We start from the raw sequence: 12,759 nt of genomic DNA, 5'->3' as shown, positions 1-12,759 counted from the left end.
TTCTTCTACCTCCTGCTCAAGTCGATATCGTGGCAGACTTTCCTTATCTTTAGATTCATCCTAGCATAATCTACAGATTCGGTCATTTTTCAAAAGTCGATATCAGACAGAACAAAGTCGTTATTCCGCATGGAAGCGATACCAAATTTCCTTTACCTTAGGGGTATGTGCAAAGCCGTGTTTTCAAATCTCTGCTTATTGAATGGAGGAACATATATCATGCGTATGCGCCAGGTTCATCTCGACTTTCATACGTCCGAGGCGATTCATCCCATCGGCTCCCGCTTCAGCAAGGAACAGTTTCAGCAGGCGCTGAAGCTCGGCCACGTGGACTCGATAACCATTTTTTCCAAATGCCATCACGGATGGGCCTACCATCCCTCCGAAGCGAACGTCACCCATCCGGGACTGTCCTTCGATCTGCTCGGCGCCATGATTGAAGCCGCCCACGAGATCGGGGTACGGACTCCCGTCTACCTGTCCGCCGGCCTTGATGAGCGGCTCGCCGTGCTCCATCCCGAATGGCTGATCCGCGAACGCTTCAGCCGCGAAGGCGACCTGTTCACGCCGGGATACCATCAGCTCTGCCTGAATACGCCTTATTTGGACATCCTGCTGTCCCAGATTGAAGAGGTCGCGCAGCGTTATGATGCCGACGGCATCTTTCTGGACATCGTCGGGGTGCGGGAGTGCTACTGCGCTACTTGCGTATCGGCGGCTCGGGAGCAGGGGATCGATCCGCGGGACAAAAGCGCCATGCGCCCGCTCTGGGAGCAAACCTACGCCAATTACACAAGCCGCGTCAAAGAAACGGTGCACCGGCACAAACCGGGGCTGCCAATCTTCCATAACGGCGGCCACATCCGCCGCGGTCGCCGCGACCTTGCGCACATGAACTCCCACCTGGAGCTGGAGTCGCTGCCGACCGGGGGCTGGGGGTACGACCACTTCCCGCTGTCCGCCCGCTACGCCCAGACGCTGGGCATGCCATTCCTGGGCATGACAGGCAAGTTTCATACCACATGGGGCGAATTCGGCGGCTATAAGCACCCGAACGCCCTGCGGTACGAAGCCGCGCTCAGCCTGGCGAACGGCGCCGCCTGCTCCATCGGAGACCAGCTGCATCCGCTGGGCGCGATGGATGAAGCCACCTATCAGCTGATCGGCGCAGCCTATGCCGAAGTCGAGGCCAAGGAGTCGTGGTGCCGTGATGCCGTCAACGTGGCCGACGTGGCGCTGCTGTCGGTGGAAGCGGCCGGCACCCATCTGGCGACCGGCGGCCACGACAGCTTCACCGGCGATCCCGACGCCGGCGCGGTGCGCATGCTGCTGGAAGGGCACATCCTGTTCGACGTCGTCGACCTGGAAGCCGACTTCAGCCCGTATGCCGTCCTGATCCTGCCCGACCGGATCCGAATCAATGATGCCATCAAGGCCAAGCTGGACAGCTACTTGGCCGGCGGCGGACGCATCCTCGCTACGGGCGAGTCGGGCCTGAATCCGGACGGCAGCGGATTTGCCATCGACTTGGGCGTCCGTCATGCGGGCGTCAATCCGTTCCGTCCGGACTACTACCACCCGCAGCATCCACTGGCGAGCCTGCAGGAATCGGCGTTTATTTTCTATTCGGAGGGGCAGAAAGTAACGCTTGCCGAGGGCGGAACCGAGCTTGGCAAACGGGAAAATCCGTATTTCAACCGCGATGCCTTCACGTTCTGCTCCCACCAGCATACGCCGAACAGCGGAGAGTATGGCGGTCCCGGCATGGTGGAGCACGCAAACGGAATCTACATCGCCTGGAATGTGTTCGAGGATTATGCATCCAAGGGAAGTCTCGTTTTAAAAGAAACCGTCTTGTACGCGTTGAACCGTCTTCTGCCGGAAAAGACGCTGCGTACGAACCTTCCCGCGCAAGGCGTGACCACGGTACAGCACCAGCCGGACCAGCAGCGTTATGTGCACCATTCCTTGTACGCATCGCCGGTGAAGCGCGGCCGGAACATCGAAGTGATCGAGGACCTGCTCCCGATCCGCGGAACGACTGCGGAGCTGCGGATTTCCGAGCCGGTGACGGGCGTATACCTGGCCCCGCAGATGACCCCTGTCGATTTCCGCCAGCAGGACGGCCTCGTAACGTATGAGCTGCCGGAGTGGCAGTGCCACCAAATGGTCGTTCTGGATTACGGCCGGCCGGAAAATAAATAGCGGGGCAGCAGCATCCTGTCTCCACCCGAGACACACGTCACCTCTCACAAACACATACTTCCCGCAAGCGCATGCTTACTGGCAAACGCCTGCTTACTCGCGAACCAAAGAGCCCGGAGCGCTTCCAAGCTGCTCCGGGCTCTTTTTCCGCATTACTTCCGGCCGAAATCCGCTTTGATCTCGCCCCATTCTTCGGTCTTCCACTTCACGATTTTGTTCTCGTACTTGTTCTCATGCAGCCACTGCACGGCGCGGTCGGTCAGCTCCCAAATCTTCCGCGTCTTCTCGGTGCGGGCCAGCGTCGTCGCCGGCTTCTTGTTGCGCACCCAGGCCAGGGCCGTCTTCGAGTCGGTGTAAATGGTCTTCTTGCTGCCCCGCTGCTTCAAATACGCCAGCCCATGGACGATCGCGATAAATTCACCCAGGTTGTTTGTTCCATTTTCAACCGGCCCGACATAGAACAGAATTTCCCCGGTCTGCGTATCCACGCCTTTGTACTCGACCGGGCCGGGATTGCCGCGCGTGCCGACATCCACCGAGATGCTGTCGTAGTCGATCTCCTCCATGGAAGCAGCAGATGTGGACGGCTTGCCGGATTTGGCCGGCTTGGCCGCATACCCGCCGGATGAGCCCGATGCCTTGGCCTTGCCCCAGTTTTTCTTCCATCCGCTCGTATAGGCAGCTTCCGCCTCTCCGCGAGATTCGTAGGACTTATATTTTGCGTCCGTATACCCGTTCACCTGAGCCTGGCATTCCGGCCAAGACGTATAGATTCCCGGCTTATGCCCTTCCCAGACGACGTAAAATTTTTGCTTCGCCATAACTTGAATTTGCTCCTATCTGCTTTTGCATCTATTTCCCATCTTTCGGTTACGGTCCTTCCACGAAGACGATTATTGCGCTAGGCCTGTGCCTTCGAACGCTCGAATGGCCTCCTTGACTTCCACCGGCAGAGGTGTGCTCTTCCCGTTCTTCGTTTCGATCAGCACAACCGCGCCGCGCCCTGCTGCCTTCAGCGCACCTGAAGCGACGACGGCATACTCCACATCCAGGGAGGAGCGTCCGATCGACGCTACCCGCACATGGAGCTGCACCGGATCGCTGCGGTACATCTGGGCGAGATATTGGCATTCAAGGTCGGCGACCACCATGACCTGCTCTTGGCCGAACAAGTCGGCAAAGAGCCCAAGCTGCTCGAAATATTCGATTCTACCCTGTTCAAAATACATAAAATAGCTGACGTTATTCACATGTCCGAGCATATCCGTCTCGCAATAGCGCACCTTGATCGGGATCGAAAAATGAAACTTTTGCAGCCAGCCGGCAGCATCCGGCTGAATGAAGCTCTCCCTTTTCATCGATATGTCTCCTTTACGGACCCGCTGTTCCCCAGCCAGCAGGACAAGCACTTGAAAGTCTGTCAGCTTGACCGCTTAACCGGAGCAGGCCCCGATTTCGAGGCTGTCTGATGCCCATTATAGCAAAAAATGCTCCCCCCTTTCAGCAATTATCGCGGCGACACTCCTTTCCTCGCGTCGTATGATCTAAAGAAATACTCAGGCGTGGCCAGTGATCATAGCACCCTTGGGGCGTCATCTTCTGCCGTTTCTTCGGCTCAGGTATTGACAGGGCCGGGATTTGTTTTAACATGTGAAGAACAGCATGTATCCGACTTGCGGATCAAGAGAGAGAGGGGAACCTGATGATCATTGATATTGAGAACATTACGTGGAGAAGCGGACAGCATACTTTAATGAAAAATGTAAGCTGGCAGGTGAAGCCCGGCGAGAATTGGGCGCTGCTTGGCCTGAACGGATCGGGCAAAACGACGCTGCTGAACATCGTCAACGGCTATATTTGGCCGTCCGAGGGCTCGGTCAGCGTGTTGGGGCACTGCTTCGGGGAAGTGGACCTGCGCGAGCTGCGCAAAACGATCGGCTGGGTCAGCAACTCCTTTCAGGAGCGCCTGTACGGATCGGACCGCACCCAAAATATCGTCGTCAGCGGCAAACACGCCACGGTGGGCCTGTACGACAAAACGAGCGATGAGGATTACGACCGCGCCCGTGAGTTGATGGAAACGATGAACTGCGGCCATTTGTGGGACCGCGAATACCGCACCTGCTCGCAGGGCGAGAAGCAGAAGCTGCTCATTGCCCGCGCGCTGATGGCAAGTCCCCGGATACTGATTTTGGACGAGCCGTGCAACGGGCTGGATCTATTCTCACGGGAGAAGCTGCTGGACAGCATCCGGGAGCTGACCCTGCAGCCAAACGCACCGACGCTGATTTACGTTACGCACCACACCGAGGAGATTTTGCCGGCGTTCAGCCACGTGCTGCTGATGAGACGCGGCGAGGCGGTCTGCAGCGGACGGACTGAGGACGTGCTGACCGCGGACAGGCTCAGCGACCTGTTCGAGTCTAAGGTGACCGTCGACCGTCACGGAGACCGGGTATATGTGCGCGTAGCGGAATAAGAGCTGCTATCACAAGGCATAGCAAAGCGGATTGTACAAGAGAAGGGGCTTCGTCAAATCGAAGTTCCTTTTTTATTTGCATAAGCACGGCTTTTTCAAGGCCACCCCTAACCTTAACGCGGGACAAGTCATCTTATCCGGCTCAAGGTTCCTGCTCTGCAAGCCGATATACTGGGTAAGGAAATCATTTCCTGAACAGATTCATATTTCGAGATAAAGGGGATATTTTTGCAGCATGAAAAAATGGTTAACCGCAGTACTCATCATGTGCTTTACCTGGGTGTGCCTGGCTCCATCCGCACCTGCCTCCGCCGCGACGGCCGCCAAAAACGTCGTTATCGTCGATGCGAAAAGCGGATACTCCTTCCTGCCAGTCCGCTCCCTGAGCGAATTCGACGGCGTGACCACCCAGTGGAACGATGCCGCCAAGCAGCTCGACATTTACCTGGGGACTCACCGCCTGACGCTTCATCTCGCGCAGAAGTCCGCAGCCGTGGACGGCGTCAGCATCCCTCTTACCGCCGCTCCGTTCCGGGAGAACGGCTCGGTCTATGTACCGCTGTCGCTCATCGTCAGCAAGCTCGGCGTTGAGGCCAATTGGCAGAAAGACTATGCATCCGTCAAGCTGACCAGGGAAGGTGCGCAGCAGTACCTTCCCTATGTTACGCGAAACGCGGGACAAGCCCTGAAGAATCCGATCGTGAGCGCGCGCCAAACGTATAAGGTCGGAGGCAGATCCTTCTCCGCCCAGACGGTGACGATCGACCTGCTGCATCCGAAGATCCAACTGGATGTCGTACTCGCCGGGAACACCCCCGGCAAGGTCGAGGATCTTTCCAGCATCGCCAAGCGCAGCAGCGCGAAGGTGGCGGTCAACGGCACCTTTTTTGACGCTTACACCAGCGGCGCCTACAAGGCACCTTACGGCTATATCGTGAGCCATGGCACCGTCAAAATGCCAAGTCCCGGCGACAAGCGGTCGATATTCGCCTATGACGCCAACCACTTGGCGCGGATCATCGCCGGTCCCGACTTTGGTCAAGCTTTTGAGCAGGGATGGATCGATGGCGGCCTTCAAGCCGGACCACGGCTGCTAGTGAACGGCAAAGTTTCACTGGACGTGAAGAAGGAAGGTTTTAAAGATCCGAAAATCCTTACCGGAGGAGGCGCCCGCAGCGCGCTGGGCATTACCCGGGATCACCGGCTGATCCTGCTTACCACCGGGGGTGCCACCATTCCCCAGTTGGCGGAAATCATGAAGAAGGCCGGAGCCTACCAGGCCATGAACCTGGACGGCGGGGCTTCGAGCGGTCTGTACTATAACGGCAAGTACCTGACCACCCCCGGCCGGAAAATCAGCAATGCGCTTGTCGTAAAATATCAATAAGATGAGGGGCCCGCGCCCATCGAAAAAAAGCCTGGAGCGAATTCGCTTCAGGCCTTTTTATTTTTTAAGCCATAAAAATACCCCCAGCCCGTTATCAACGGACTGGGGGTATGGAATCCATACGGCATTATTCGGCCGTTACCGGCTTGCCCTGCTTCACGTTCGCATTCCCCGGTGCGGCGTTCGCTTCCGGCGTCTGGTTCGTGGAACGAAGCGGCAGTTCTTTCAGGAAGAATACGAGCACCAGCGCAACGACGAGCACCAACGTACCCGTAAGAAACACGGTGGAGAGCGTATCGCCCAGCGCATGCCGGATGCTTTCGATCATTTGCGCGAACAACGCTCTGGCTTGCTCCGGCAGGCCTGCTTCCGTCTTCTCAACCAGCGGCTTGTTCATGAGCGTCTGCGGATTGGCGAAGGCGAGCAGTCCTTCTGCCGTCTTCGGATCCAGGGAACTGAAATCCGGAGCGCTCGGCGACTGCAGCGCCTCTTTCAAATGTTTCGTCAGACTGTTTGACATGACCGTACCCATCACGGCGATGCCGATCGTACCGCCAAGGTTACGGAACAGCTGCGTCGATGCGGTAACGACACCAAGCTCCTTGTGCGACACCGCATTTTGCGTGGCCAGGGAGAAGACCGGCATCCCGAGACCCAAACCGATACCGAAGATGATCGTGCTCACGATCGTCATCGTGATGTTGTTCATAAAGATCATGAGGCCCATGCCAATAATCATGACTGGCATCCCGATCAAGGCAAAGCGCTTGTATTTCCCGATTCTGGCGATCAATTGACCGGTAATGGCACTTGTGATCACCATGCACAGCGACATCGGCAGCGTGACATAACCCGCATAAGTCGGCGAAATGGCCAGCACGCCCTGCACGTAGAAGGAAATATAAATCATGGCTCCCATCAAGCCGAAGTTCATAATAAAACCGATCAGGTTCGAAACCGTCACCACGCCGTTTTTAAACAAGTGCAGCGGGAGAATCGGTTCCTTCACCTTGGTTTCCACAAAAATAAAAATGAGTGCAGATACAACGGTCGCTCCCAAGAGACTAAGAATCTGCCAAGAGCCCCATTCGTACTCGGTGCCCGCCCAAGAGAAGGCGAGAAGCAGCGGAACGATCGTCGTCGTCAAGAACAACGAACCCACATAATCGACGCTCTGTCCGTGCTTGCGGTCCACTTTCGGGAACAGCATCAGAATCATAATAAAAGCGACAACACCGAGCGGCAGGAAGATCCAGAACAGCCAGTGCCAGTCAATATGGTCTACCAAATAACCGCCAAGCGTCGGCCCCAGGACACTGGAGAAACCGAACACCGCCGTCATGAGCCCCATCCATTTGCCGCGTTCACGCGGAGGGAACAAGTCCCCTACAGCCGTAAAGGCCGTCGACTGGATGATACCGGCGCCAATCCCTTGAATCCCGCGGTAAACGATAAATTGGTAAACATTATCCGACGTCCCCGTCAAGAAGGCACCCAGCATAAAAAACAGAATACCGATCAGAATGAACGGCTTGCGTCCGAACATATCCGACAATTTACCGACCAGAATCGTCGCAATCGTCGAAGTTAACAAATAAATATTAATCGTCCATGTATAGTAATCCATACCATCCAGGATCGCGATAATGCGCGGCATCGCCGTGCTTGTGATCGTCTGGTTAATGGCTGCAAAAAACATCGCTGCCATAATCGCGATCATGATGGTTACTTTACGCTTCAGCGTTAAATGCTCCATGTACTTCTTTCACCTCTATGCTTCATGATGATCTATATTCAAAAGCATTAATGAGAAGATCCTTCTCAAATGCTGTACATCCTCTTCGGACAGCATTTCAAAGAACACCGTAATGATTTCTTCCTGGTCCTCAACGATTTGCCGTATCGTGGACATCCCTTTCTCCGTGATGGAGGTATACACGACCCTTCGGTCGTTCTCAGCCCGTTCCCTGTTTACATAACCGGAAGCAAGAAGCTTATCCGTCAGGCTGGTTATGGCGGGAGACGTCAGACCCAGCATTTCCGCCAGATCGGATACCTTTTGTGGCCCCCGGAGTTTCAATGCATACAAAACCTGAAACTGGGGAAAAGTCAGATTATACTGCTTGGCGCTGTTTTTGTTCCATTCATGGGACATACTTTTTAGTAACGACCGGAACATCGCCGCCACTTCAAACAACTGTTCATTTCTGGACAAACGGTTTGACCTCCTTGGCGTGGTATGGATCTGTGACCATCCGCGTCGTATTGCCGCAGTTACATTAGGACGCTAATTAATTATATGTTAATAAATAAGTATTTAATCAATAAATATTTAATAGATAAATATTTAATCAATTAGTAACTTAATCATTAAATACTTAAGTAATATTACGCCTCCGCGGCGGGATAGTCAAGAGGCGTTTTTAGGAGGAGTTTATCCTTTTTTCAGCAGGCAAAAATACATTACACCACTCCCTCAATCAACGCTTTTTTGAAAAGAAAACGATCTTTCAACAAAAAAAGGCCACCCTTCATGGGACTGACCCCATAGCGTGAGACAAATTAAAAACACCTTCAAGAGAATGCAACCATGTCGTAAGATATGGAGACAACTTTGGAGGTGTTTTTGCGTTGGCAACAAGAGTCAGCTATCCAGTAGAAGTGAAAAAGTAAGCTATTGAAATGAGGTTGGATGGCATTCCGGTAAAAGAAGTAATGGACCAACTGAACATACGAAATAAGACACAAGTAGAGACCTGGATGAGATGGTATCGTAGTGGTCAATGGAACCGGTTGGAGCAGCCTGTCGGTAAACAGTACAGCTGCGGTAAAGGGCCTGAATATACATCAGAGCTTGAGAAGGTACAAGCGGAAAATCGGTTTCTGAAGCAACAATTAGATCTGCTAAAAAAGTTCGTGGAAATGCAAAGGAGGTGTCACCAAAGGCTGTAGTGGAGTGGGTTGAGTCCGTTCGAGGAGAAGTCAGTGTAACTCAAACATGTGCATGGATCGGGCTTTCTCGCTCCACCTACTATCACTGGAAGGACGCCTACGGGAACCCATGTAAAGATCCCATGGCAGAGAAGATTCGTGAACTCTGTAGTCAGCATAAATTTCGTTATGGATACCGAAAGGTCACGGCACTGCTTCGGATGGAGCGTAAGATTAACCATAAACGCGTGCAACGGATTATGCAGCGCGAGGGGCTCCAATGTCGTGTCAAAGTGAAGAAACGCAAACCTACAGGGCAGCCAGCTTACATCGCAGAACACTTGTTAAAGCGCCAATTTGAAGCCGATGCCCCCATGCAAAAACTCGTTACAGATATTACGTATTTGCCGTTTGGCGGAAAAACGTTATACCTCTCGAGTATCTTGGACTTGTTTAACGGAGAGATTGTGGCGTACAGTATTTCTGACAAGCAAGACACCGGGTTTGTCCTGGACACGCTGGGTCAGTTGCCTGCTCTACCAGGCACCATGCTCCATAGCGATCAGGGCAGCGTCTACACATCTCAGGCCTATCAAAAAGGGAAAAGGCATTACCATGAGCATGTCCCGCAAGGGTACGCCCGCTGATAATGCCCCCATTGAATCGTTTCATTCCACGCTAAAGTCTGAAACGTTCTATCTCGAAAGTTTAACCTGTACGACGACGGCAATCGTCGAGCAGACCGTTCGAGACTACATTACTTACTATAACTCAATTCGCATTCAAACAAAACTAAACAACCAGTCGCCGGTTCAATTTCGGCAACTGGCTGCTTAAACTTGCAAGGTGTTTTGATCCCTGTCTCACAAACGGGGGTCAGTCCCCCTGGAGGTGACCTTTTTTGTCTATATTCGTCGTGCTCTTCGGCTGTGTTGATCGACGGATATCGTTCCTATTTGACAACACGTGCCGTTTTCGTCTCTTTTATTCCGCCTTAGGATAATCATGTGTTTTCAAAAAATCAAGCGCATTGTACACCATGACCGCTGCTTCGGCCCGGGTCACTTGATCTTGAGGACGGAAGTTGCCGCTGCTGTCCAGATCGGCAATCCCCCAGGCGAGCGCCCGTTGAATGGCCCCTTGATACTCAGGGGTCATTTCGCTTTCATCCGCAATATCCTTAGGTACCAAATTGATCATCGGCAGGTTGCCCTTCTTTTCCACCGTCTCGATCAAATATTGTGTGAAAGCTTCACGAGTCACGCTTTGACTAGGCACGATATCAGCCGGCAGGGTGATGCCGTGGTTGGTAACTGTTAGAAAAGCTGGAGCAAACCAAGCACCTGCCTTCACGTTCGTCAGGGTCGCTGCTGTGCTTCCCTCGGCAGCCTTCGTGACCGGCACGTCAGCCAGCACGTTTGCCAGCAGTTGAACGCCTTCCGCGTTCGTCAGCTGAGCCTGCGGCCGGAAAGCCGATTCACTGTCGCCATTCAGCAGCTTCTGCTGCTGGAGCGCAGCGATTTTATCGGCACCGGCGACTCCCGCCAAGTCCGTAAAGCCCTCTCCTGCCGCGAATACGGACCCGCCGATCGCCAGGGATAACGCCAGGGCTGCAACACTTCCTGATACAAAATGCTTCTTCTTCATCTAGCTACACCTTCTTCGGGAAATTTTGGTCTTGTCTCCCCTACAGACGCAAAAAAAATATGGAAGGTTGCACCATGGGAAAAATTCGGACCGGTTACAACCGCTCTAAACAAAAAAACGCCTTTCGGCGTTATGTTTTTGATCATATGGAGCGGGTGATGGGAATCGAACCCACGCTATCAGCTTGGAAGGCTGAAGTTCTACCATTGAACTACACCCGCATATTCTCCGTGCAAGCCTTGAATGCAGAAAAATCAAGACCTGCACGAAGCCGTACATGCGTATCGGGATGACACGATTCGAACATGCGACCCCCTGGTCCCAAACCAGGTGCTCTACCAAGCTGAGCTACATCCCGATATCTATTGTAAAACAGTTAAATGGCGCGCCCTAAGAGATTCGAACTCCTGACCTTTTGATTCGTAGTCAAACGCTCTATCCAGCTGAGCTAAGGGCGCATATGGAGCGGACGACGGGAATCGAACCCGCGACCCTCGCCTTGGCAAGGCGATGCTCTACCGCTGAGCCACGTCCGCATAATCAGTATGGTGCGCGTGGAGGGACTTGAACCCCCACGTCAAAGACGCTAGATCCTAAGTCTAGTGCGTCTGCCAATTCCGCCACACGCGCAAAACCTGAAAATAAAACTGGTGAGCCATGAAGGACTCGAACCTTCGACACCCTGATTAAAAGTCAGGTGCTCTACCAACTGAGCTAATGGCTCTTAATGTTTATCGGGGTCCCCGAAAAGTAATCGGAATTCCCAGCGAAGTCTCACTCTGTTTTGAGTAAAACTGGCTGGGGATATAGGATTCGAACCTATGCATGACGGAGTCAAAGTCCGTTGCCTTACCGCTTGGCTAATCCCCAACAAGATGATGGGGCGATCGATGGGACTTGAACCCACGAATGCCGGAGCCACAATCCGGTGCGTTAACCCCTTCGCCACGACCGCCATAAAGATGCCGGCAAGAGGACTTGAACCCCCAACCTACTGATTACAAGTCAGTTGCTCTACCAATTGAGCTACACCGGCACATGAATATTTCCAAAGCGATACCATTTATCACGAAAGCAAAACATCATTGACGAACCCATTATTTCGGATTCTCATCCCTGAAGCATATTAAAGTGGCGGAACCGACGGGATTCGAACCCGCGATCTCCTGCGTGACAGGCAGGCATGTTAGGCCTCTACACCACGGTTCCACGGCCTTTTGAATCTCCATATTAAGGAGATAATTGCGGGGGCAGGATTTGAACCTGCGACCTTCGGGTTATGAGCCCGACGAGCTACCGGACTGCTCCACCCCGCGTCATTAAAAAATCATTTATTTTCTTTTGAAAATCATGGTGGAGGCTGAGGGGATCGAACCCCCGACCCTCTGCTTGTAAGGCAGATGCTCTCCCAGCTGAGCTAAGCCTCCATAATCATTTGTAACTTACAATGGATTCTCATCCCGATGTTAATATGAAAGTGACCCGTATGGGATTCGAACCCATGTTACCTCCGTGAAAGGGAGGTGTCTTAACCCCTTGACCAACGGGCCATATATATAAAGTCTAATTCTGTTTTCTGCAACAAAACTTCCTTAGACGTTTTTTAAAAGTGGCTCCCCGAACAGGACTCGAACCTGTGACAACTCGATTAACAGTCGAGTGCTCTACCAACTGAGCTATCAGGGAACGTTGTTACAACCAGCCAAAACTGCCATATGTAGGTGAACTTCAAGGCCAAAAAAAATACCACAAAAGTGGTTTCCGCTTGGCAACGTCCTACTCTCCCAGGACCCTTCGGTCCAAGTACCATCGGCGCTGGAGGGCTTAACGGTCGTGTTCGGGATGGGTACGCGTGGAACCCCTCCGCTATCGCCACCAAACGGAGCATTGGTTAATAACCAAATGCATAATTCAGGTTTCAGCATCGCCAAATGCTGAAAGTCATGCACGCTTCTCTCACCCGCTTGGAATGAAATCAGCACTTTTGACTCCCTGAAAACTAGATACGAAACGAATCCGCGCTTTAAGAATTATCGGGTCCCCGCCAAAGTACTCGGAATCAGCTTCAGCGCTGTTCTTCACTTTGGTGGGTATTTTTTGGATAAGCCCT

Annotated in this window: 8 protein-coding genes, 14 tRNA genes, 1 rRNA gene and 1 pseudogene; 4 read left to right on the top strand and 20 right to left on the bottom strand. The window is 53.2% G+C overall.

The genetic code is table 11. The annotated features are described in order from the left end of the window. The first annotated feature begins 219 nt into the window (after nucleotides 1-219). Nucleotides 220-2,205 (top strand): alpha-amylase family protein, encoded by a 1,986-nt coding sequence (locus CJP46_RS35065; RefSeq protein ID WP_094600215.1) that lies wholly within the window; start codon nucleotides 220-222, stop codon nucleotides 2,203-2,205. Nucleotides 2,206-2,357: 152 nt separating this feature from the next. On the opposite strand, the gene rnhA is transcribed toward CJP46_RS35065, so the two are convergent. Beyond that, nucleotides 2,358-3,026: a ribonuclease H gene (gene rnhA, locus CJP46_RS35060; protein WP_094600214.1), complete on the bottom strand. Its 669-nt coding sequence runs from the start codon at nucleotides 3,024-3,026 to the stop codon at nucleotides 2,358-2,360. 72 nt (nucleotides 3,027-3,098) lie between these two features. After that, nucleotides 3,099-3,563, bottom strand: coding sequence for an acyl-CoA thioesterase (locus CJP46_RS35055; RefSeq protein ID WP_094600213.1), 465 nt, complete (start codon nucleotides 3,561-3,563; stop codon nucleotides 3,099-3,101). 344 nt (nucleotides 3,564-3,907) lie between these two features. On the opposite strand from CJP46_RS35055, the gene CJP46_RS35050 reads away from it, so the two are divergent. Continuing rightward, nucleotides 3,908-4,684 (top strand): ABC transporter ATP-binding protein, encoded by a 777-nt coding sequence (locus tag CJP46_RS35050; protein WP_094600212.1) that lies wholly within the window; start codon nucleotides 3,908-3,910, stop codon nucleotides 4,682-4,684. A gap of 235 nt (nucleotides 4,685-4,919) precedes the next feature. Next, nucleotides 4,920-6,071, top strand: a complete 1,152-nt coding sequence (locus CJP46_RS35045; protein WP_094600211.1) for a phosphodiester glycosidase family protein — start codon at nucleotides 4,920-4,922, stop codon at nucleotides 6,069-6,071. Between the two features lie 127 nt (nucleotides 6,072-6,198). Here CJP46_RS35045 and CJP46_RS35040 read toward each other — a convergent pair whose 3' ends face one another. Both CJP46_RS35040 and CJP46_RS35035 read right to left on the bottom strand, forming a co-directional pair. Then, nucleotides 6,199-7,827 (bottom strand): MDR family MFS transporter, encoded by a 1,629-nt coding sequence (locus CJP46_RS35040; RefSeq protein ID WP_094600210.1) that lies wholly within the window; start codon nucleotides 7,825-7,827, stop codon nucleotides 6,199-6,201. 15 nt (nucleotides 7,828-7,842) lie between these two features. Then, nucleotides 7,843-8,286: a MarR family winged helix-turn-helix transcriptional regulator gene (locus CJP46_RS35035; protein WP_094600209.1), complete on the bottom strand. Its 444-nt coding sequence runs from the start codon at nucleotides 8,284-8,286 to the stop codon at nucleotides 7,843-7,845. 467 nt (nucleotides 8,287-8,753) lie between these two features. On the opposite strand from CJP46_RS35035, the pseudogene CJP46_RS35030 reads away from it, so the two are divergent. Continuing rightward, nucleotides 8,754-9,839: pseudogene (locus CJP46_RS35030) on the top strand (IS3 family transposase). 147 nt (nucleotides 9,840-9,986) lie between these two features. On the opposite strand, the gene CJP46_RS35025 reads toward CJP46_RS35030, so the two are convergent. The 16 genes from CJP46_RS35025 to rrf all read right to left on the bottom strand — a co-directional run bounded on the left by CJP46_RS35025 (nucleotide 9,987) and on the right by rrf (nucleotide 12,529). After that, nucleotides 9,987-10,649: an S-layer homology domain-containing protein gene (locus tag CJP46_RS35025; RefSeq protein ID WP_094600208.1), complete on the bottom strand. Its 663-nt coding sequence runs from the start codon at nucleotides 10,647-10,649 to the stop codon at nucleotides 9,987-9,989. 147 nt (nucleotides 10,650-10,796) lie between these two features. Next, nucleotides 10,797-10,870, bottom strand: a tRNA-Gly gene (locus tag CJP46_RS35020). A 63-nt stretch (nucleotides 10,871-10,933) separates the two neighbouring features. Next, nucleotides 10,934-11,007, bottom strand: a tRNA-Pro gene (locus CJP46_RS35015). Nucleotides 11,008-11,030: 23 nt separating this feature from the next. Next, nucleotides 11,031-11,107: transfer RNA gene (locus tag CJP46_RS35010), tRNA-Arg, on the bottom strand. A gap of 3 nt (nucleotides 11,108-11,110) precedes the next feature. After that, a tRNA-Gly gene (locus tag CJP46_RS35005) sits at nucleotides 11,111-11,185 on the bottom strand. A gap of 10 nt (nucleotides 11,186-11,195) precedes the next feature. Then, nucleotides 11,196-11,279: transfer RNA gene (locus CJP46_RS35000), tRNA-Leu, on the bottom strand. Nucleotides 11,280-11,297: 18 nt separating this feature from the next. Then, a tRNA-Lys gene (locus CJP46_RS34995) sits at nucleotides 11,298-11,373 on the bottom strand. 71 nt (nucleotides 11,374-11,444) lie between these two features. After that, nucleotides 11,445-11,519, bottom strand: a tRNA-Gln gene (locus CJP46_RS34990). A gap of 9 nt (nucleotides 11,520-11,528) precedes the next feature. After that, nucleotides 11,529-11,604: transfer RNA gene (locus CJP46_RS34985), tRNA-His, on the bottom strand. A gap of 8 nt (nucleotides 11,605-11,612) precedes the next feature. Beyond that, nucleotides 11,613-11,685, bottom strand: a tRNA-Thr gene (locus CJP46_RS34980). Between the two features lie 96 nt (nucleotides 11,686-11,781). Further along, a tRNA-Asp gene (locus CJP46_RS34975) sits at nucleotides 11,782-11,858 on the bottom strand. Nucleotides 11,859-11,891: 33 nt separating this feature from the next. After that, nucleotides 11,892-11,965: transfer RNA gene (locus tag CJP46_RS34970), tRNA-Met, on the bottom strand. 35 nt (nucleotides 11,966-12,000) lie between these two features. After that, nucleotides 12,001-12,076, bottom strand: a tRNA-Val gene (locus CJP46_RS34965). Nucleotides 12,077-12,127: 51 nt separating this feature from the next. After that, nucleotides 12,128-12,199 (bottom strand) — tRNA-Glu (locus CJP46_RS34960). 60 nt (nucleotides 12,200-12,259) lie between these two features. Continuing rightward, nucleotides 12,260-12,335 (bottom strand) — tRNA-Asn (locus CJP46_RS34955). Nucleotides 12,336-12,412: 77 nt separating this feature from the next. Continuing rightward, nucleotides 12,413-12,529 (bottom strand): 5S ribosomal RNA (gene rrf / locus CJP46_RS34950). Nucleotides 12,530-12,759 lie beyond the last annotated feature (230 nt).

Source organism: Paenibacillus sp. XY044 (assembly GCF_002257645.1).
In the GTDB taxonomy this organism is placed as follows: domain Bacteria; phylum Bacillota; class Bacilli; order Paenibacillales; family Paenibacillaceae; genus Paenibacillus_AQ.
Note: the sequence above shows the minus strand (reverse complement) of the source record. Positions and strands in the feature narration are given on the sequence as shown.